General features: G+C 42.0%; 21 protein-coding genes. 2 read left to right on the top strand and 19 right to left on the bottom strand.

Going from position 1 to position 18262, the window contains the following annotated elements; all coding sequences use genetic code 11:
* Positions 1–81: 81 nt before the first annotated feature.
* From hpf to flaG, 5 genes are all read right to left on the bottom strand, one after another.
* The gene (gene hpf, locus ACIROD_RS20230; protein WP_137016562.1) at positions 82–639 is read right to left on the bottom strand and encodes a ribosome hibernation-promoting factor, HPF/YfiA family; all 558 of its coding nucleotides are present in this window, start codon (positions 637–639) and stop codon (positions 82–84) included.
* Positions 640–892: 253 nt separating this feature from the next.
* Entirely contained in the window at positions 893–1237 is a 345-nt protein-coding gene (gene fliT / locus ACIROD_RS20225) for a flagellar protein FliT (RefSeq protein WP_230176151.1), read from the bottom strand.
* On the bottom strand, positions 1237–1638 hold the full coding sequence (gene fliS / locus ACIROD_RS20220; protein ID WP_402943479.1) for a flagellar export chaperone FliS: 402 nt from the start codon (positions 1636–1638) through the stop codon (positions 1237–1239). Before fliS ends, fliT begins: the two co-directional genes overlap by 1 nt.
* A 24-nt stretch (positions 1639–1662) precedes the next feature.
* Positions 1663–3174: a flagellar hook-associated protein 2 gene (locus tag ACIROD_RS20215; protein ID WP_402943476.1), complete on the bottom strand. Its 1512-nt coding sequence runs from the start codon at positions 3172–3174 to the stop codon at positions 1663–1665.
* A gap of 14 nt (positions 3175–3188) precedes the next feature.
* Complete coding sequence (gene flaG, locus ACIROD_RS20210; protein WP_402943473.1) at positions 3189–3434, bottom strand: flagellar protein FlaG; 246 nt, start codon at positions 3432–3434, stop codon at positions 3189–3191.
* Between the two features lie 292 nt (positions 3435–3726).
* On the opposite strand from flaG, the gene ACIROD_RS20205 reads away from it, so the two are divergent.
* Complete coding sequence (locus tag ACIROD_RS20205) at positions 3727–4569, top strand: DNA endonuclease (RefSeq protein WP_402944045.1); 843 nt, start codon at positions 3727–3729, stop codon at positions 4567–4569.
* Positions 4570–5055: 486 nt separating this feature from the next.
* On the opposite strand, the gene ACIROD_RS20200 is transcribed toward ACIROD_RS20205, so the two are convergent.
* The 14 genes from ACIROD_RS20200 to ACIROD_RS20135 form a co-directional block, all read right to left on the bottom strand.
* Positions 5056–6285: a flagellin N-terminal helical domain-containing protein gene (locus ACIROD_RS20200; RefSeq protein WP_101223758.1), complete on the bottom strand. Its 1230-nt coding sequence runs from the start codon at positions 6283–6285 to the stop codon at positions 5056–5058.
* 138 nt (positions 6286–6423) lie between these two features.
* Positions 6424–6657, bottom strand: a complete 234-nt coding sequence (csrA, locus tag ACIROD_RS20195; RefSeq protein ID WP_260358761.1) for a carbon storage regulator CsrA — start codon at positions 6655–6657, stop codon at positions 6424–6426.
* Positions 6657–7100: a flagellar assembly protein FliW gene (fliW, locus tag ACIROD_RS20190; protein WP_402943468.1), complete on the bottom strand. Its 444-nt coding sequence runs from the start codon at positions 7098–7100 to the stop codon at positions 6657–6659. Before fliW ends, csrA begins: the two co-directional genes overlap by 1 nt.
* Before the next feature lie 11 nt (positions 7101–7111).
* Positions 7112–7687, bottom strand: coding sequence for a DUF6470 family protein (locus ACIROD_RS20185; RefSeq protein ID WP_402943466.1), 576 nt, complete (start codon positions 7685–7687; stop codon positions 7112–7114).
* Between the two features lie 44 nt (positions 7688–7731).
* The gene (gene flgL, locus ACIROD_RS20180) at positions 7732–8610 is read right to left on the bottom strand and encodes a flagellar hook-associated protein FlgL (RefSeq protein ID WP_402943463.1); all 879 of its coding nucleotides are present in this window, start codon (positions 8608–8610) and stop codon (positions 7732–7734) included.
* A 15-nt stretch (positions 8611–8625) separates the two neighbouring features.
* Positions 8626–10185, bottom strand: coding sequence for a flagellar hook-associated protein FlgK (flgK, locus tag ACIROD_RS20175; protein WP_402943460.1), 1560 nt, complete (start codon positions 10183–10185; stop codon positions 8626–8628).
* A 30-nt stretch (positions 10186–10215) separates the two neighbouring features.
* Entirely contained in the window at positions 10216–10704 is a 489-nt protein-coding gene (locus ACIROD_RS20170) for a flagellar protein FlgN (protein ID WP_402943457.1), read from the bottom strand.
* 76 nt (positions 10705–10780) lie between these two features.
* Positions 10781–11044, bottom strand: coding sequence for a flagellar biosynthesis anti-sigma factor FlgM (gene flgM / locus ACIROD_RS20165; RefSeq protein WP_230176146.1), 264 nt, complete (start codon positions 11042–11044; stop codon positions 10781–10783).
* Between the two features lie 219 nt (positions 11045–11263).
* Positions 11264–11683 carry a TIGR03826 family flagellar region protein gene (locus ACIROD_RS20160; protein WP_402943454.1) on the bottom strand — a complete coding sequence of 140 codons (420 nt, stop codon included), beginning with the start codon at positions 11681–11683 and terminating at the stop codon, positions 11264–11266.
* 98 nt (positions 11684–11781) lie between these two features.
* The gene (locus ACIROD_RS20155) at positions 11782–12474 is read right to left on the bottom strand and encodes a ComFC family protein (RefSeq protein WP_402943451.1); all 693 of its coding nucleotides are present in this window, start codon (positions 12472–12474) and stop codon (positions 11782–11784) included.
* Positions 12467–13858, bottom strand: a complete 1392-nt coding sequence (locus ACIROD_RS20150) for an ATP-dependent helicase ComFA (RefSeq protein ID WP_402944042.1) — start codon at positions 13856–13858, stop codon at positions 12467–12469. The genes ACIROD_RS20155 and ACIROD_RS20150 overlap by 8 nt, the downstream gene beginning before the upstream one ends.
* 126 nt (positions 13859–13984) lie before the next feature.
* A complete protein-coding gene (locus tag ACIROD_RS20145) occupies positions 13985–14827 on the bottom strand; it encodes a DegV family protein (protein WP_402943449.1) in 843 nt (280 codons plus the stop codon).
* A gap of 193 nt (positions 14828–15020) precedes the next feature.
* Positions 15021–15704 (bottom strand): response regulator, encoded by a 684-nt coding sequence (locus tag ACIROD_RS20140; RefSeq protein ID WP_101223770.1) that lies wholly within the window; start codon positions 15702–15704, stop codon positions 15021–15023.
* 47 nt (positions 15705–15751) lie between these two features.
* Positions 15752–16894, bottom strand: coding sequence for a sensor histidine kinase (locus tag ACIROD_RS20135; protein ID WP_101223771.1), 1143 nt, complete (start codon positions 16892–16894; stop codon positions 15752–15754).
* A gap of 615 nt (positions 16895–17509) precedes the next feature.
* Between ACIROD_RS20135 and ACIROD_RS20130 the strand changes: the two genes are divergently transcribed.
* Positions 17510–18145, top strand: a complete 636-nt coding sequence (locus tag ACIROD_RS20130) for a YigZ family protein (RefSeq protein ID WP_402943445.1) — start codon at positions 17510–17512, stop codon at positions 18143–18145.
* Positions 18146–18262: the final 117 nt, after the last annotated feature.

The following is an 18262-nucleotide window of genomic DNA, read 5'->3' as shown; positions in this document are numbered from 1 at the left end:
CTTTTCAAACGAATTCTATCAACAGGCATTAAAAAAGCACAACCCAAAGGCTGGGCTGTGCTTTTGATCTTAGAATAATAATTAACTAGGTTCAATCAATCCATAGCGTCCATCTTTTCGGCGGTACACTACGTTCGTTGTATTAGTATCCGCATTCGTGTAAACGAAGAAACTGTGACCAAGCATATTCATTTGTAAAATCGCTTCTTCACTGTCCATCGGCTTTAAATCAAAGCGCTTATTGCGGACCACTTCAATATCATTATCGTCTTCGAATTCATCCACCACTTCGTCAACTTCCATATTGAAGGCGAATGCATCTGGTGCAGCTGATAGATTGTTCCGGAACTTACGATTGACCTTCGTTTTATGTTTACGAATTTGGCGTTCAAGCTTATCATTGATCAAGTCAATGGCAGCATACATATCCGCATTTTCCTCTTCAGCACGAAGAACCAAATTCTGCATGGGAATCGTCACTTCGACCTTTGATGTATTATTGTTCACCTTTAAATTCACTAACACATTTGCATCTGGTGTATTGTTAAAATATCGTTCTAACTTGCCAATTTTCTTTTCGACGTATTCTCGAATTGCTGGAGTTACCTCAATGTTTTCACCGCGTACGTTGTAATTCATAAAGTGAGTCCTCCTTAAATTAAGACTATACAGTTAGATTCTACAATACCCCTCCGGTTCCTTTTAGAAACACATCATGAAATATGTCGAAATAATGAAACAATTGTCGGAAGGTTTGGAAAGGGGTTGATGTCTGCCCTAGCTTCATTATATCAAATGCTATGCTATAAAGAAAAAATTAAGCCTATTTTATTTACAGAAAATTTAAAAATAATTAACATGAAAACCTTTTGGAATCCAAACGGTCGTGTAATCAATTTCTTTTATCATAGAACACACCATCCACTGATAGACTTTCATACGGGTTCGTGTATTTATTGGATGATCGTTTCTTCTTGTTTATTTCCTGGATATCCCGCTTTATCTCCTGCTTTTGGAGCTTCAGCAAGTGATCGACCTTTTGGTTGAGCAACAGTGCTGCACGTCCCAACTGCTGCTCTTCTGCAGTAAAAGGCGGTTTGATTCGAGAAAGAAGTCCATCTCGCTGATCGATCAGCTTTGTGATCCTTTCTATTTTATCATCACGCTCTGTAATCGTGTGATTTTCCAGAACGGCAAGTAATTCAACAGTCAAATCATGAAAGGTCCTAATCACCATTACACTTGACCGCTTTGGGTAAATTGTTTTTTCCGATTGATTTGAATTACTTCCTTCCAAGTATTCCGGAACTCAGTAACAAGGCCCTCCGCTTCTTCCAAGGCAGAAACATCATTTTTCATATTCGCTTCTATCAGACGCCGGTTTATGAAATCATATAGACTCATCATATCTTTGGATACATCCGCATCCATATTCAGTGTCACCATCAATTCGCGGATGATATTTTGCGCCTTGATGATGTTCGTATTCTTCGCTTCGATATTTCCTGCTTCAATGGCCTTCTTCCCAAGCATGATGAACTTCAAACAGCCATTATAAAGCAGTAATGTAAGCTCTCCCGGGGATGCTGTGTTGACTGAATTTTGCTGATACGATTGATAAGGATTATTTATTGCCATATTTAACTTCCTTTCCGACTTACCTTAACTAAAATAAGAAGCTAACGATGCACTTTGGCTGTTTGCCTTTTGAATCGCTTTTTCCATCGCCGTGAACTGGTTGTAATAGCGGGATTCCAATTTCGTTAGCTTTGCCTCAAATGTTGAAATCTTCTTATCCAGCCCATCGACCAATTTTCCGATTGTAAAATTGTTATTAACAAATCCGGCCTTCCCGGCCTTTTCAGTAATCGCCTTCATTGATGATTCTATATCATCCCTTAACCGGCGCGCGAGGCCTTTGTCGCTCTTTTCTGGCCCATTGGCCATGAACATATCATAAATCGCATTGGGATCCTCACTAATGGCTGCCCGGAGCTTGTCCTCATCAATCGTTAATTTACCGCCCTCCAAATAATTTTTGGTGGTGGTGATCCCCAAACTGCTGAGATTGTTTTTTCCTGTGATCCCATCCACCGAGGTGTATAGGGATGACCTCATTGTGGTCAAGAGGCTTTTTAACGTCGAATCCCCTTTTAATGTTCCGCTCTTCGCTTTTTCTTCCCACAGCTTCACTTCATCCTCTGTCATTGCCTTTTTTTGCTCAGAGGTAAGCGGGGTAAAGGAGCGATATTTAGCTTCACCCGTTTTATCTTGAACCTTTTTAATGACATCATTGTATTTATTCACAAACTGAGTGATCGTGTCCAGGATGGCATCCACATCAGCTGTTGATGAGAATGTGACTGTATCCGTCGTTTTTTGCTTTACCGTTATTTCCGCTCCATTAATCTGAAACGTATTCGAAGGACGGGAAATGTCCAGGCCATTATAAGTAATCGATGCATTTTCCCCTATTGTGCCGCCAGTTCCTTCATTGTTACTGCTCATTTTTAGCACATTGAAGAAATCTCCGGTACTCCCTAACTCAATTTCAGGCCGATCTTTTATATCACCTGTATTTTTAGCAGTGATGGAAAACTTCTGGGACGTTTCATCGAAAAATAGAGTCACTCCCGAGTTTGCATTAATTTTATTTATTACACTTTCTAACGTATCGTCCGCATTAAGGGTAAGAGTATACGGTTTTTCCACTGTTGCGCCATCTTTTACTTCCGTATCAAAACCGCCATCCTTATTGATGGACAGTATCGTAATATCTTGAGGAGTCGTGATTCCCAATTCCGATAGTTTCTTTTTCGGGTCGGTAACAGCTGATTTTTCTGTACTTGTCATGGTTGCTGCCTTGGCAAGCCCATTCACTTTTATATTCCCGGAAAAATCACTGGTCGAATTCACATTTCTCACTGATACAGCATCGGGATTCGATACCGTCACCTTCTTTTTAATAAAGGAAGACTGCTTCCCAATTCCATCACGAATGAGCGTATCCAATTCTGATAAAGCTGTATTTATCGAACGGTAATCATCCCGCTGCCACTCGGAATACTGCTTTTTCTGTGTCAGTTTATCCAATGGCACCCGTTCTGCCTGCATCATGCTCTTAACTAATTCATCAATGTCCATCCCGCTTGCTAAACCACTGATTCGTACCAAAATTGATCACCCGCTTATATTTTTTCATCCACCATTATGCCGACAAACTCCGTCATTGCCGCATAGAAGTCCAATAACTTCTTCGGGGGAATTTCCCTGATCGTCTCATCCGTTACATCATCCACTACCTTGACATAGTACTCATTCAGCTTCTCATGATATTCAAAACGAACCGCCGTATGTGTCGGATTCAGGAAGGTGTTCAAACTATCCACCATTTCCTGCACCTTTTCTTTTGATGGCATATCAGTAGATTCCACACTTTGCTCCGAATAGGCTAGCGTATTCATTTCCCGCTGATAAAATGAACTGATTCCTTCCGAGATTGCTGTTCAAAGTTGTGAGGAAAGGATATTTGTGGACAAACTCTCCAGCATCTAAATAGCCCCCAATATGATATCTTTACTTTTTATATCGGTTCCGAAATGGAACTTTACAGTACATACAAAGGATTTATTATTAAATAGAGAACAAACATTCGCTATCGGAGGGGATAACATTATAAAATGGGATTAAGAAGATGAGCTTACACTCTTATATAAGGAGGTTTTCATAATTAATCTTACTGAAATCCAGAAAAATATATTATATGCCAGCATTATAAGTGACGGTGAAATCACGAAAATTTATAAAAATAGCAGGAGAAAGAACAACAGCTACCGGGAGCACTACGGCACATCTCAGGGAGATTATCGAAAATGGAAAATTTCCTTTTTTGATGGATTATTATATATCACTCCGGCAAGCCAATGTGTCCGTTCCGCTTCTTTAGAATTATTCACCAATTTATTCCCACACTTTTACAGTGATGATGGAACTAAACATCTCCCCTTCACATTATTGAAACATTGCATTTTACCACATTTCCTAACTATTCTATACATGTATGATGGCTCTTTAAGCATCTCATACAGGGTAAATCATAATAAAAAAATTATTTACCTCACACCGCATATTTACCTTTACCTTCAATGTTATCCTAAAGACGAATTAGAGAAACTAAAGGAACATATATTTACCACATATCATTTATCCTTAAAGCTGAGCTCTCGTAAAGATGGATATGGATATATTCTAAAAACTACTTCTGTTAAAGAAACTTTTCGTTTCCTCGAACTAATCGAACCTGTTGCAAAAACTTGTTCTTCCATGTTATATAAAACCTCTTGGGAATTCCGAAATCAAAAAGAAATACTCAGGTGGAAATCTAAGTATCCTGATTACACGATTCTTACCAGCAGTTCAGATCGCTCTAAACCCTATTCTCCAGATGAAATTAAATTACTAAGACAACTTAAAGAAAATGGTTATACAACAAATGAAATTGCAAAGATGCTAAAAAGAAGTTATTGGTCCGTTACTTATAAATGGCAAGAAATAAAAAAACTAAACTAACGCCAAAACGTGATAGTATTTTGGAGCTAAATAATGTTAATCTAACCGATCCTTTATATTTTTCGATAAAAAAAGAGACTCTAGTAAAACTAGAGTCTCTTTCAGGTAATCTAAAATTAACGAAGAAGTTGTAAAACTCCTTGTGGTTGTTGGTTCGCTTGCTTTGCGACTATGTCTTTCGATCATAGAACAGACTATATCTTCACCCTTATCTTATAAGGGGCTGGGCACTTCGAATGGCTTTTGCCACCCTACGGATTTCATTGCCATAGCTTTCACCTTAGACTGTATATCCTAGTCGTTGAACCTTCTCCAGAGTTTCCTCAAAGGAGCTTGGCTGCTGATTATCCATTATGTCATCTCCATCATTTTCAGACCATCACGCTTACCGTTTCCAGTTACGTTGTGGTTGATGCAGCTTTAGGAAGTTCCAGCAATTCACCCAGTCATAATTTTATCCATTACTGGATAAAACGCCCTTCAAATTTACCTCAGAAGTTGTAAAACTCCTTGAGGTGCGGAATTTGCTTGAGCTAGCATTGCTTGAGATGCTTGCGCCAAGATAGAGTTTTTAGTTTGCTCCATCATAGTCTTAGCCATATCTGTATCACGAACACGTGATTCAGCAGCAGTCAGGTTTTCAGAAGAAGTTCCTAAGTTGTTGATCGTATGCTCTAATCGGTTTTGGTTAGCACCTAGTTTAGAACGTTCAGCTGATACAGTGTCAATTGCAGATTGAATAACTGTGATTGCTGCAGATGCATTTTTAGCATTAGAAACATCCAGACCGGATTCAACGCCTTTAGAATCTGTACCATTGCTTACATTTGTAGTTGCAGTGAATCCATCACCAATACCAGTTAATCCTAGATTACTAGCACGCATGTCACCGATTTCAAGTGTCAGACTTTGGTTTTCATTTGCACCGATTTGGAATTGAAGACCTGCGCCAGCATCAGTACCCGTAGAAGAAGAACTACTTATTTTTAAATCAGCTAAAGCAGTACCAGCAGATGCACCAACTATTTCAACGGAACCTTTAGCGCCAGCAGTTAAGGTATCAAGCTTTAAAGCACCATCACCATCAAGGGACGCATACTCTTCACCAGTTGTTCCAAGTGCAGTATTTGCTGCAGTATTAATAGCAGTCACTATATCAGCAGCTGCATCACCATCTCCGATTGTAACATCGACATCTTTCCCATCGATTTTAAGACTTAATGTACCGCCAGTTGTAACAGCACCTGCCGCCCCTGAACCAGTCAAGCTAGCAGTAGAAAGTTTTGTATCAGAATCCTTAGAACCATTCAATAGTTTCTGAGTATTGAATTCAGTAGTATTACCGATACGGTTGATTTCAGATGTTAATGAATCCATTTCCTTTTGTATTTCTCCACGGTCACTAGTTGTATTAGTATCCGTTGATGCTTGTGTAGCAAGTTCACGCATACGTTGAAGAATGTCAGTCGTTTCGTTTAATGCACCTTCAGCAGTTTGGATCAATGAGATGGCATCCTGTGAGTTACGGGAAGCTTGGTCCAATCCGCGGATTTGTCCACGCATTTTTTCAGAGATTGCTAGACCGGCTGCGTCATCGCCTGCACGGTTGATGCGCATGCCCGATGCTAGTTTCTCCATTGATTTTGATTGTGCATTCGTTGCACTTGATAATTGACGGTGCGTGTTTAGAGCTGAGATATTGTGATTGATAATCATTTTTGTTTCCTCCTTGAGTCTTAAGTCCCCACATCCATGTGGTTGTTTACGATGGGCAGTGACTAAGTCGGCCGCCTATTTCACTGCCCATCGTTGTATACTTAATATCGACCTGCATGGAAACATATTTAGCGGATTTTACGATTTTTTCTTGAAATACTCATTTATACCTTCCAGAAAAATAGTTTCTGTTTTAGAGGCTTTTCTATTTTCCTGCTGAATGGACAGGTAGATTTCCTTCCTATGGATATCGACGTTTTTAGGGGCATTGATCCCCAGTTTGATCTGTTCCCCCTCGACGGACAGGATCGTAATTTCGATATCATCGCCAATCATGATCGCTTCATTTGGTTTTCTGGTCAAAACGAGCATCATTCCCCCCCCTGTTCCGCTGGAGGTTCAAACAGTTTGTGCTTTGTACGGTATTCACTAGCGTTCATGATGAATTGCTTTCCGACTTTTTTAGGGCCGTTTATGATGATGGGTGCCTGGAGATTCGCCGTCGTTTCATTGAAGGGGTCCTGAATCGTCAAGATGACGAAAGTAATGACTTCCCGTTCCGTTTCTATTTGTAAAGAAGATAACACCTCATCCGTAAGCTTCACTTCGTAATCAGGAAACACCTCAAATGGATTCGTCACAATGAAAGCAAGCTCTTTTGTTTCTGTCGATTGCAGGACGAAAAATGGCGTGTCATCCAAAGCTAGCAAGCAAAACTGTTTTTCTTCTAAAAATCCTGGTATCCCGCTTTCAAATACATAAATCTCTTTCTCAGCCAATTCGAGTTCGCCATGAAATTTTGTTTGTAGAATCATCTATGTTTTCACTACCTTATCTCATCCGGATTTAAATTGATGAAATCTATATCCAGCGCATTTTTTTGTATAATTTCGACATTCACACTACCTGGTGTGTATCTATGGTTAACGCTATTGATTTGAGCATCAATGATCGGTTTTTGAGCAGTTGCTTCAACCTTCACTTCCGCTGGCTGGTAGTCAAGCTTTACGCTGAATGGAGAGGGAATCCAGCCGAGATTGAACTGCTTCTCAGGGCCTTTGCTGTTTTGCCTAGCCTGTTCAGCGAGTGGATTACCCCCTTTTTCAATATGCCTCAGCTCAGTTCCCTGCTGGGCACGTCTTGCCATACCCGCCAGCCAATCCTGGTATCCCTGCTCCGCAAATTCATCGACTCTTACTGAAAGGCTTTTCAAATCCATGTCTTCCCTTGCTTGTGACTGATCGATCGTCAGCTTGCCTGGGGTCATTTGAATCTCGAGGATCGCTTGCGGCTGTTTGATTGATTGGACCGCAGCCTTCTGTTCGATTTGCTGTACAGGCTGTTCTATATTCACTCCAATCTTCATTGGGGTGGTTTGCAATCTAATTTGCGGAATCTGCATCATCAACACTCCTTATAGAAAAAAGCTATCCATTTAAGAATAGCTTAGCGAAGAAAATCCAATAAACTCGGCTGCATGATCTTTGCTCCGATGCTTAAAGCAGCACTATGGACACTTTCCTGGGTCGTCAAATCCATGATCGCCTTTTCGATATCGACATCCTCATTTTTCGAAAGGATTTCAGTGGCAAAAACCTCCTGCTGCTTGAGACGGTCCGTCATCAGCTCAATCCGATTCTGCCTTGCGCCAACCTGTGCCTGCATGCCTAAGAAGGTATTTATCGTTGCGTCAAGTCCTTCCAGTGTGCCGCTCACGTCGCCGCCGTTTTCGAGTGCCTCGATTGTCTGGTCGATGCTTCCGCCGGCAGCTAGTGCATCACCAAAAATCTTGGAACTGTCCGTATTGATTTTAAGGGAAATCCCCGAAAAAACTTCAAGGTTTATGTCCCCTGTTCCATACACGGTATTTCCATTCCCATCTTTAACGGACGACGGTCTCACATTCGTATCCTGGCCGTTAAAGATATACTTCCCGCCAATCTGTGTGTCGCCTAGAGTTATGAGATGTTCTTTTAATTGTTTAATTTCTTCAGTAATTGTTTTAAGTTGCTCCCCTTCATACGTGCCATTGCTGCCTTGAACGGTTAATTCACGAATCCTCTGCAGGGCGGAAACACTTTCAGTAATGGCATCATCCGTGCTGTCGATCCAATTGGTCGCCTCGGCAATGTTACTTTGATACTGCCCTATTTGATTGAGGTTTGTCCTGTACCCCATTCCCATCATGGCCGCAACAGGGTTATCGGAGGGCTTGGAGAACTTCTTTTGAGAGGAAACCTGCTCTTGCAGCCTGGACATCTTTTCGTAACTGCTGCTTAAATTGCTCAGCATATTATTGGTTAGCATCGATTGCGTTACCCGCATATTCGTCTCCTCCTATCATCGGCCAACTGTACCCATTCCGTTTATGATTTTATCGAGCATTTCATCCATCATCGTCATCATTCTTGCGGATGCGTTGTATGCCTGCTGGAATTTGATCATGTCAGTCATTTCTTCATCAAGGGATACGGAACTGACAGACTCCCTATTTTGATTGACTGAGGCAGCAAGCACGACAGAGTTGGAAAGGTTCTTTTGGGCGCTTTGGGAATCCACACCAAGCTTTCCGATGATACCGGAATAATAGGTGTCGAAGCTACCCGTCAATTCGTCGGAGTTTTGATCTTTAGTCGAGTACTCACTGAACGCCTTCTTTTTAAGGTCAGCCAGGAGTTTGGCGTTTTCATTATCACCGGATGCCCCTCCACTTTTACCGCCTGCGGCAATTTTTGTGGGATCCTTAACGATTTCACCATTCACCTTGATGCTTTGGGCGGCACTCTTACCCGGTTCGAGTTCAAAGAAGTTCAATGTGGAAGTGCTGTCATCACCCAGGGCATAGCCTTGTTTATGGATGGCATTGAATTCATTCACGAAAGCAGCCGTCATATTATCGAGCTTTTTCAGCATATCAGGATAAGCGCCGGCGATCGTGCCATCAGCCTTCTTATATCCAAAGCTTTTGATCAGACCGGTTAGTTCCCCGGAGAAATTGTAATCCGTCAATGTTTTCGAACCAAACTTCAATCCATCCACCATACCTGTCGTTTTATCATGGCTAACTTCAACTTTCGAAGTTCCCACCATCCCGGTTTGGTTAACACTGACTAGATTGATGGGCGGCACAAAAGACGAACCGTCATCTTGCATCAATTCGATATTGTATAGCCCTGTGGCCACATCGCTTGCTCTGCCGTAATCCGTCGGAATGACGTTATTCACTTTAATGCTGACAAGCTGTGAGAGATTGTCTACGAGTACATCACGTTTATCGTAAAGGTCATTGGGAATATAACCATGAGGCTCCACTTTGCTGATCTGTTGGTTTAGCTGGTCAATACTGCTGATGAGCGTATTGATTTCGTTCGCTTTGACGTTTATCTGATTGCCGATATCCGTTTGAACGTTCGTAAGCGAGTTGTAATAGTAATTTAGGGTATCCGCGACCATGACGCCCGTCGAGGCAACGACCTCACGCGCCCCGGAGTTTTCCGTATTCGCCGTCAGCCCCTGCAGCGAGTTCCAGAACTTCTCCATCGTGGCGGCTAATCCGCTGTCGGTCGGCTCGTTCATGACGCCTTCCATTTTCGTCAAGGATTCGCTCATGGCCCCGTAATAACCGATTTTATTACTTTGTGTCCTGTATTGTGCGTCCAGGAAACTGTCCCGGATCCGCTGAACCGTTTCAGCTGCCACCCCTGTCCCGATTTGGCCGGCAACGCGCGGGCTGTTCAAACCGACAGTAGGAAAGCCCGACGTCTGGACCAGGTTGACCCGCTGTCTTGAATATCCTAATGTATTGGCATTGGCCACGTTATTTCCTGTTGTATACAAGGCCCCTTGAGAGGTGGATAATCCGCGTTTGGCAGTCTCAAGACCCATAAAGGTTGAAATCATTTGCTCGCACCTCCATCTTTTTTCTGCTTATTAAGCTTTGGAATCAAACATTCCCATGCCGATTTTGGCCGTTTTCTTAACCGAATCCCCGTAATTCAGGTTCTGGTGCTGCGGCCTCAGCATATCCAATGAGACATTGATGAATTGAAGGGACTGATAGATCAATTGCTGATTTAAACTGTTTCGCTCCTTCAGCGTTGTCACTTCATCAATCAATTCCGCTTTTAGCCTTTCAAGGATTTCCTTTTCTTTAGATCCTGTCAATTCCGTTACGGTATGGATGGAGACAGGCTGTCCCGCCGTTCCATTGGCTGCAAGAAATTCCTCGACTGCCATTTCTCTTTCCTTATCCGTTTGACTGATCGCTTTAATATGTTTTTGTTCTGAAATTAGCAGAGCAGTGATCTCCTCGGTATCATTTGCTTTCAAAATGGCCGTTTTTCTTATCGCCAATTGATTGAAGCTTTTATGAAGCTTGATCAATTTTTCAAGCGATCCGATGATGTTCCGTGCAGACATTTTGCTGCCTCCTCACTCATAAATGAAGGACGGAAAATGGCTCCGTCCTCTTCATTCAAGCTTTTTCATTAAAAATTCATTTCCGGTAAAAATCAATGAGACCCTTAGCCGTTGCTTGTGCATTCAATTTATAATTTCCTTTTTCAACTTGGATTTTCAGTTCATCCACTCTTGCTTGTCTTGCAGCAAGAATTGGTGATGATTGCTGCATTTCTTTTGCCGCTGAAGAAATTTCAACTTTATCCGAGGATTTGACCTTGGATTCTTTGATATTCCCCGTTTTATTGGCTTGAAGATTATAAGGGTTAACACCTGTCATACCGACGTTATTGATTTTCATATTCCAGATCCTCTCCTTCGGTCGATTTTATAAATCCCATAATGTTTCGATTCCTTAACACATGAAATGGCTCTGGACTGTGTTATTCTCCCTATCGTTATTATCGACAAGGAATGGATTTCTTTAATTGTTTCTTGTAATCTTTCCTTCGACACCCATTGTCGAATCTTGTTCTCAATATCGAATATTTTAACAAATACTGCATCATGTTTCCATGATTTATCCTTTTTGATCATCCTTCATGTAGTACGTATTTTTTTTATCATTTCCTTGAATTTCAGTCAGGCGCTTTTCCTCATATTCAAATGCCTGCAAATCCGTACGCAATGAATCGCTGCATTTGCCGCATAGCCTTCCACTCTTGATGTTAGCGCCACACTTTTCACATGGAATTCCTAGATTGGGAAACTGCGAAATTCTCAGCTTTCCTGTTCTCACAAATTTAATAATTAACGTATCTTCAACGCCGGTTTCCTTAACCACCTGCATCATGGACGCCGTTCTATTTATTTTCTTGCGAATATATGAATACACTTTATCATATTGGTCTTCTTCTTCTTTATAACAGGCATCGCATACATCACGGAATTTAGTCATGACGAATAACGAATTACAGCTTGGACAGTTGAATACTTCCATCGAGGACCCTCCTTCACCATCACAGCGATATTCTTCAGTACTGTATATATCGAATAATACCTGCGATACTTTAGGATGTTTTATTAAAATAAGCTTTTTCACCTAGCCAGGGTGATGGATGATACTTCTTTGGCCCCAGCCGTTATCAATGCCTTTGCTGCATGCCTGAGAGTTGTGCCTGTCGTGTAAATGTCATCGATGATCAAAATTGATTTATGCTCCAGCAAATTTAACTGCATGACCTGAAAAACCTGCGGTAATGATATTCTCTCTTGACGTGATTTTTTCGATTGTTTTTCCGTATGGATTCTTGTCAAGATCTCGACCGTATGAATTCCAAGAAGGTCTGCCAAGGCCTGTACCTGGTTGAATCCACGTTCCGTAAGCCGTTCATGACTAAGCGGGATGACCGTTACCAGGTCAAACTCCATATCCTTTAACCTTTCTTTCAAAAAAGGGACGAAAACCTCAGCTAATGCATAATCCCCACGGTACTTATATTTAGCAATAATATCTTTTAAGTATTCATTATAATGAAATAGCGATATGTTCTTCGACAAATAGCCGCTCCATTCCTTATTCCTTTCCCATCTTGAACAATCCAGACAGAGGTCACCGGTAATATGAACCCCACCAAGCTCCCTTGAACACATTGTACATGTTTCTCCGGTAATCCTATTAAGCTTCCCCTCACATCTTGCGCAGATTGCTCTTGCCTCGGTCTGCTTAAGCAAGCTCCTCCATGTCAATGCCTGCTTCATTCCTTCATCACAAACAAGACATCTATTCATAGAGCAGCCCTCTTATCTTGGCATCTTTATTCATCATTTGAATATGGTGAACCGCCTCGACCATCGCTTTACTTTTACCGTAATGAAAAAAGGTGATCGTCCCTGCAGGATTAGCAAAGCTTCTCCCTACCCTTCCAGCAATCTGAACGAGAGCACTATCAGAAAACACTTCATGTTCAGCACCGATCACGGCTACCTCCAACCGCTCAATAGTCACGCCGCGTTCCAGTATGGTCGTGGTCAGTAATCCTGGAACCAAGCCATTCCTTAATGCCATTACTATTTCCTTTCGATCAGGGTGCTGGGAGTGGACAATCGATAATTTTGGGGACAGCATTTGAAACAGCGGAATGACCTGCTCCATCACTTCAATGCTTGGAAAAAACAAGAGGAAGGGGATGTTCTGCTCAAGGCGTTCACTTACCCATCCGATGATTGCTGGGGGAATCTTTTTTTGAAGAAATATTTTTTGCCAATTGCCGCTCCACTTCATTTCAGGGACAGGGATTGGCTGACGATGATAACGGGCCGGTATTATGACGGCTTTCAATTTGCCGCTGCGGTATAGCCGCTGCATCCGTTTCGAAGGTGTGGCGGTCAAGTAGATGGTTGCCGCAGAAACCTTTTTTGATTTATTGACCGCATTATGCAACGAATCATCAATTGAGTAGGGAAACGCATCGACTTCATCAACGATGATGACATCGAAAGCTTCAATAAAACGGAAAAGCTGATGTGTCGTGGAAACGGTTAGTGGCGAAAATCCATGTCGATCGCCACTGCCGGCATAGAGGGTCGCGACCTCAATGGCAGGAAAGGCTTTTTTTAACCTAGGGGATAGTTCGAGAACGACATCGGTTCGGGGTGTTGCCAAACAAATCCGTTTCCCGGCATGCAATGCTGCCTCAATCGCCGGGAATAGGACCTCCGTCTTTCCTGCCCCGCATACAGCCCATACCAGGAGTTCACCTTTTCCGTTTACAGCTTCAACGACAAGGTCGGAGGCAGTTTGTTGACCTTCCGATAAAGTGCCTTCCCACCTCATCACTATGTCAGGAATCTTAAACTGAATGCCGGGTCCGGTCCACCTAAATAGCTTTGCACATTCACTGACCCGTCCCATCATGATGCATGAGCGGCAGTAAGTGCAATCTTGATCGCAAATCTTGCAAGCGAATGTATAAAACAAAGTTTGATCTTTGTTACCGCAGCGTACACAGTGATAACTGCCGTTCCCGTATTGCACGCCGCAAGTTTCTGAGACATACCCATTCTTGAGGTGCTCTGCGAGGAGTTCTTGAGAGAAGGGGATTTCGAATGCCAAAAGATGTTTTCCGGTGAGATGGTTCTGAAGTTCCGGGGAATATGGCGGGGAAATGCTCATTTTTTCCAAACTGCAACCTCCTTTTCTTGATATATCACGCTCCTCCTTATCATTCGCTTTTTACTCCCGAATTCCCTTTTGCTTCATAAAAAAAACACCTTCCACTTAGGAAAGGCGTTAAATAGCTTAAATTTTATACCAGCCCATCCCCATCGAGCCTTCGCCCAGATGCGTTCCGATTACTGGACCGAAGTAGCTGATGTCGAACTCGACATTCGGGAACCGGGCTTCAAGTTCCTCTTTCCAGTCTTTAGCTTCACTTTCCCGTTTTGCATGAATGATGACAGCTTTATATTTCTCGCCGCTCGCCGCGTCTTCTCCAAGCAAATCGGCAATCCGTTTCATCGCTTTTTTTCTTGTACGGATTTTTTCGTATGGGACGATGACCTTATCAACAAAATGGAGAACCGGCTTCACTTGAAGCAAACTGCCAATCAATGCTTGGGCACTGCTTAAGCGTCCCCCGCGCTGCAGATGGGAAAGGTCATCTGCCATGAAGTATGCCCTGACCGATGGCTTCATCTCTTCAAGCCTGGCCATGATTTCTTCTGCACTTTTACCATCAAGTGCCATCTTTGCCGCCTCGATCACATAAAACCCCTGTACCATGCAGCTGATCTCCGAATCAAAGGCATGAACCTTAATTCCATCGACCATTTCACCCGCCGATACCGCTCCTTGAAACGTTCCGCTGATGCCGCTCGATAAATGAATGGAAATAACATCATCATAGTCTTTTTGCAGCTCCTCGAACTTCTCGAAAAACTTCCCTATTGGAGGCTGTGAAGTGGTTGGCAATTTCTCCTGCCTCTTTACTTCCTCATAAAACTCATCCGCAGTGATATCAACTTCCTCCCGGTAAGCTTCATTGGAAAAAATGACATTAAGCGGCATCATATGTATATGTAAACGATCACGTATTTCCTCAGGTATATATGCAGTGCTATCTGTTACGACTGCGGTTTTCATAATAGTACCATCCTTATAAAAATTTACTTCATATCATACTCACCATTCTATCTGAAAATGCCTTTTTTAGCATTAAATTGCTTTCTCCATTACCAAAAATATGAATCCAGTTAGTCATCCTTCCTACAAAAAAAATCCAGCCCTTCAGCACGCATTGCGGAATCTGAAGAGCCGGACTTATCGATCGTTTTAATTACTTCACTTCTACCCAGCCGTTTTTGATAGCTAGGACAACCGCTTGTGTACGGTCATTCACATTCATCTTCTGAAGAATGTTACTTACATGGTTCTTGACTGTTTTTTCACTGATATAAAGAGTTTCACCGATGGCACGGTTGCTTTTACCATCCGCTAAAAGTTGGAGCACTTCACATTCGCGTCGAGTCAATAGGTGAAGCGGCCTCCTGATTTCTATTGTATGTACGGAATCACGATCAGCACCCTCTTCAGCTGCCAATCGGCGATATTCCTTAACCAAGTTATGGGTCACCTTCGGATGAAGGTATGATCCGCCTTCAGCTACTACACGCACAGCATCAATCAACGCATCCGCGTCCATTTCTTTCAACAGATAGCCTTGTGCTCCTGTTTTCAATGCGTGCTGTACGTAGTTTTCATCATCATGAATGGAAAGGATGATGACTTTTGTTTCAGGGTAACGGTTCACGAGCATTTTTGTCGCTTCGACCCCATTCATGTTCGGCATGTTGATATCCATGATAACAACATCAGGTTTATGTGTTTCAACGAGATCCATAGCTTCGCTTCCGTCATCACCCTCGGCAACAACATCAAAGGATGATTCAAAATCTAATATGCGCTTTACGCCTTCACGGAAAAGCTGATGGTCATCGATAATGATGATACTAGTCTTCAACGGCTTCTTCCTCCTAGTTTCTATTTAAAAAGTCTATTCTCTATCGTTTATATATGGTAGGGAATTTGTATAAATACTAAAGTGCCTGCCCCTGGTTGTGAATCTATCGTCATTTCACCTTCCAGCAGCTCGACTCTTTCTCTCATTCCTACCAAGCCAAATGAACCTTCTTTTTGAATCGAAGAGTCAAACCCTTTTCCATCATCCTTGACGACAACGGTCACCATCTCCTTGGAAATGGACAGTTTAACTTGAATCTGTTTTGGGTCCGCATGCTTCAATGAATTTTGTACTGCCTCTTGAACCAGCCTGAATAAAGCGACCTCCATATCGGAAGGAAGCCTTTTGACCTGCCCAAGATTGACGAAATTAAGATTCACGCCATTATTATAGTCTTCGGTCGTTTGCAGGTACTTTCTGAGGGTAGGAACTAGTCCTAAATCATCAAGCGCCATAGGACGAAGGTCATAGATGATTCTGCGCACTTCATATAAAGCATTCCTTACCATGACCTTTAAACTGCGGATTTCAACTAACGCTTCATCAGGGCCTCTCTCCCGTTGCACTCGTTCTATCAGATCTGAGCGCATCATGACGTTTGCCAGCATTTGCGCCGGCCCATCATGAATTTCACGTGAGAGCTTTTTACGTTCCTGCTCCTGGGCTTCGATTATTTTCAGGCCGAAGTCCTGTTTGCGTTTCGCTTCTTGAAGTGCTTCCCCGACAAATTTAAGATCCTGTGTCAAATAGTTCTGTACTACCGATATTTGCGAGACGAGATGCACCGCTTTATCGATTGTCTGCTGTAAACCCCTTAACCTTAACTCAAGCTCATCCCGGCGATTACGGAGCTCTTTCTCCAATTGCCGGTTAATTTGTAAATCGACTTGCAGCTTATGTGCCCTTTCATAAGCATCGCGTACCTGTTCTTCAGAAAAATGGTTGAAGTGCATACTGACTTCTGAAAGCCTTTTTCGAGCAAACCTGGCTTTTGAATCCAGTGCATCGCTGTCGGTTATCACAATGGCAACCCTGATTTTCACATCATCAAGCTCTTTTGATAATGACTCGAAATCCTTTCGGCATTGTTCGCCGATATCAAAGACTTCGTCCTTACTTTCACTAACAGTGCTCACCATTGTTTCTAAGATCTTGTCCAATGCTTTAGCATCAACCTTTTTTATGGACATTAAGATCCCTCCACTTACCAAAAGACTTAAACAATTTATTGTCTTAAAGACTATGTATATGGAAAAAAGTTCTTTTCCTTTTTCATGAATGGTTAAATTTCAGGAAACTTTTGTATGAAGTAACCTTCATGAACATATTGTACCAAAAAAAGTTTAAAAATACGTTAATTTCCTTTTATGATTTCCATAAAATGTACATATTTACTATACATCTCATATTCCCGGCCATTAAGTCTGCCTTTTAAAGGCAGAAAGCCATTTCTATTATCCTAATACAAATTATCCTTTTCAATCAAATGGGATATTCCGCTCCATTGATTATCATATGAAACAGATGCATTTATTAAATGGCAAAATCCTTGAAAAGAGAGGACACGTTAAGGTAAAGCCAGGATAATGGCACAGAACCCATGTTTTTCCTACAATGTTATTCTTTTAAGCATATATGACCAGCTAATAACAATAACAGGCAATGAAATTAATTATAACACGTACAGCTTTATCTTATATTAAAGTTTCTTTACACATGCGGCATGTAAATGAATCGTCATTGCCACTTTTTCCGCAAAGCCTTATAATAAATCAACTAATAGGAAGTACGAAGGTGGAATAGTAATGCTCACTCAATATTTAACGGTGGCAGGTCGCGGCGAACATGAAATCGTCATTGAAAAATCGCGTTTTATTTCCCACATCGCCCGGGTTGAAACCGAAGATGCCGCACAGGCCTTTATCCAGGAAATCAAGAAAAAGCACAAAGATGCTACACATAATTGTTCAGCCTATATGATCGGGGAACAAAATCAAATCCAAAAAGCCCTCGACGATGGGGAACCGAGCGGAACGGCAGGCGTCCCTATCCTAGAAGTGCTTAAGAAAAAGGATCTGAAAGACACCGCAGTTGTGGTCACACGGTATTTTGGCGGCATCAAACTTGGTGCTGGCGGTCTCATTCGCGCTTACAGCAAAGCGACTTCAGAAGGAATAAATTCCACTGGTGTGGTCATTAGAAAACTAATGCGTGTCATTTCGACAACCGTCGACTACACCTGGCTTGGAAAATTGGAAAACGAATTGCGATCTTCCATTTATCAAATAAAGGAAATTCAGTACCTTGATCAGGTCAATATCCTTGTATATGTCGAGGAAACACAAAAAGAGACATATACCGCTTGGATTACAGAGCTGACAAATGGCCAAGGCCACATCACTGAGGAAGAAATGCTTTATTTGGAAGAGGAATTCTCCTGATATACTCCTGCATATTTTTCCTTTTTTATGCTGTAATATAATTGAAAAGAAATATTTATTTTACGAAATTATTAAATCATTGTAAAATTAGTTGTAATAAATGACGAAATATAAACT

Origin of the sequence: Peribacillus sp. NPDC101481, from assembly GCF_044767165.1 — a bacterium.
Lineage (GTDB): Bacteria > Bacillota > Bacilli > Bacillales > DSM-1321 > Peribacillus.
This window is presented reverse-complemented; position numbering and strand designations above follow the sequence as displayed.

Coding starts and splice junctions, on each gene's coding strand:
- hpf (WP_137016562.1), bottom strand. CDS start 639: ATGAATTACAACGTACGCGGTGAAAACATTGAGGTAACTCCAGCAATT.
- fliT (WP_230176151.1), bottom strand. CDS start 1,237: ATGGTGATTAGGACCTTTCATGATTTGACTGTTGAATTACTTGCCGTT.
- fliS (WP_402943479.1), bottom strand. CDS start 1,638: ATGGCAATAAATAATCCTTATCAATCGTATCAGCAAAATTCAGTCAAC.
- ACIROD_RS20200 (WP_101223758.1), bottom strand. CDS start 6,285: ATGATTATCAATCACAATATCTCAGCTCTAAACACGCACCGTCAATTA.
- csrA (WP_260358761.1), bottom strand. CDS start 6,657: ATGCTCGTTTTGACCAGAAAACCAAATGAAGCGATCATGATTGGCGAT.
- fliW (WP_402943468.1), bottom strand. CDS start 7,100: ATGATTCTACAAACAAAATTTCATGGCGAACTCGAATTGGCTGAGAAA.
- ACIROD_RS20185 (WP_402943466.1), bottom strand. CDS start 7,687: ATGCAGATTCCGCAAATTAGATTGCAAACCACCCCAATGAAGATTGGA.
- flgL (WP_402943463.1), bottom strand. CDS start 8,610: ATGCGGGTAACGCAATCGATGCTAACCAATAATATGCTGAGCAATTTA.
- flgK (WP_402943460.1), bottom strand. CDS start 10,185: ATGATTTCAACCTTTATGGGTCTTGAGACTGCCAAACGCGGATTATCC.
- ACIROD_RS20170 (WP_402943457.1), bottom strand. CDS start 10,704: ATGTCTGCACGGAACATCATCGGATCGCTTGAAAAATTGATCAAGCTT.
- flgM (WP_230176146.1), bottom strand. CDS start 11,044: ATGAAAATCAATAACGTCGGTATGACAGGTGTTAACCCTTATAATCTT.
- ACIROD_RS20160 (WP_402943454.1), bottom strand. CDS start 11,683: ATGGAAGTATTCAACTGTCCAAGCTGTAATTCGTTATTCGTCATGACT.
- ACIROD_RS20155 (WP_402943451.1), bottom strand. CDS start 12,474: ATGAATAGATGTCTTGTTTGTGATGAAGGAATGAAGCAGGCATTGACA.
- ACIROD_RS20150 (WP_402944042.1), bottom strand. CDS start 13,858: ATGAGCATTTCCCCGCCATATTCCCCGGAACTTCAGAACCATCTCACC.
- ACIROD_RS20145 (WP_402943449.1), bottom strand. CDS start 14,827: ATGAAAACCGCAGTCGTAACAGATAGCACTGCATATATACCTGAGGAA.
- ACIROD_RS20135 (WP_101223771.1), bottom strand. CDS start 16,894: ATGTCCATAAAAAAGGTTGATGCTAAAGCATTGGACAAGATCTTAGAA.
- ACIROD_RS20130 (WP_402943445.1), top strand. CDS start 17,510: ATGCTCACTCAATATTTAACGGTGGCAGGTCGCGGCGAACATGAAATC.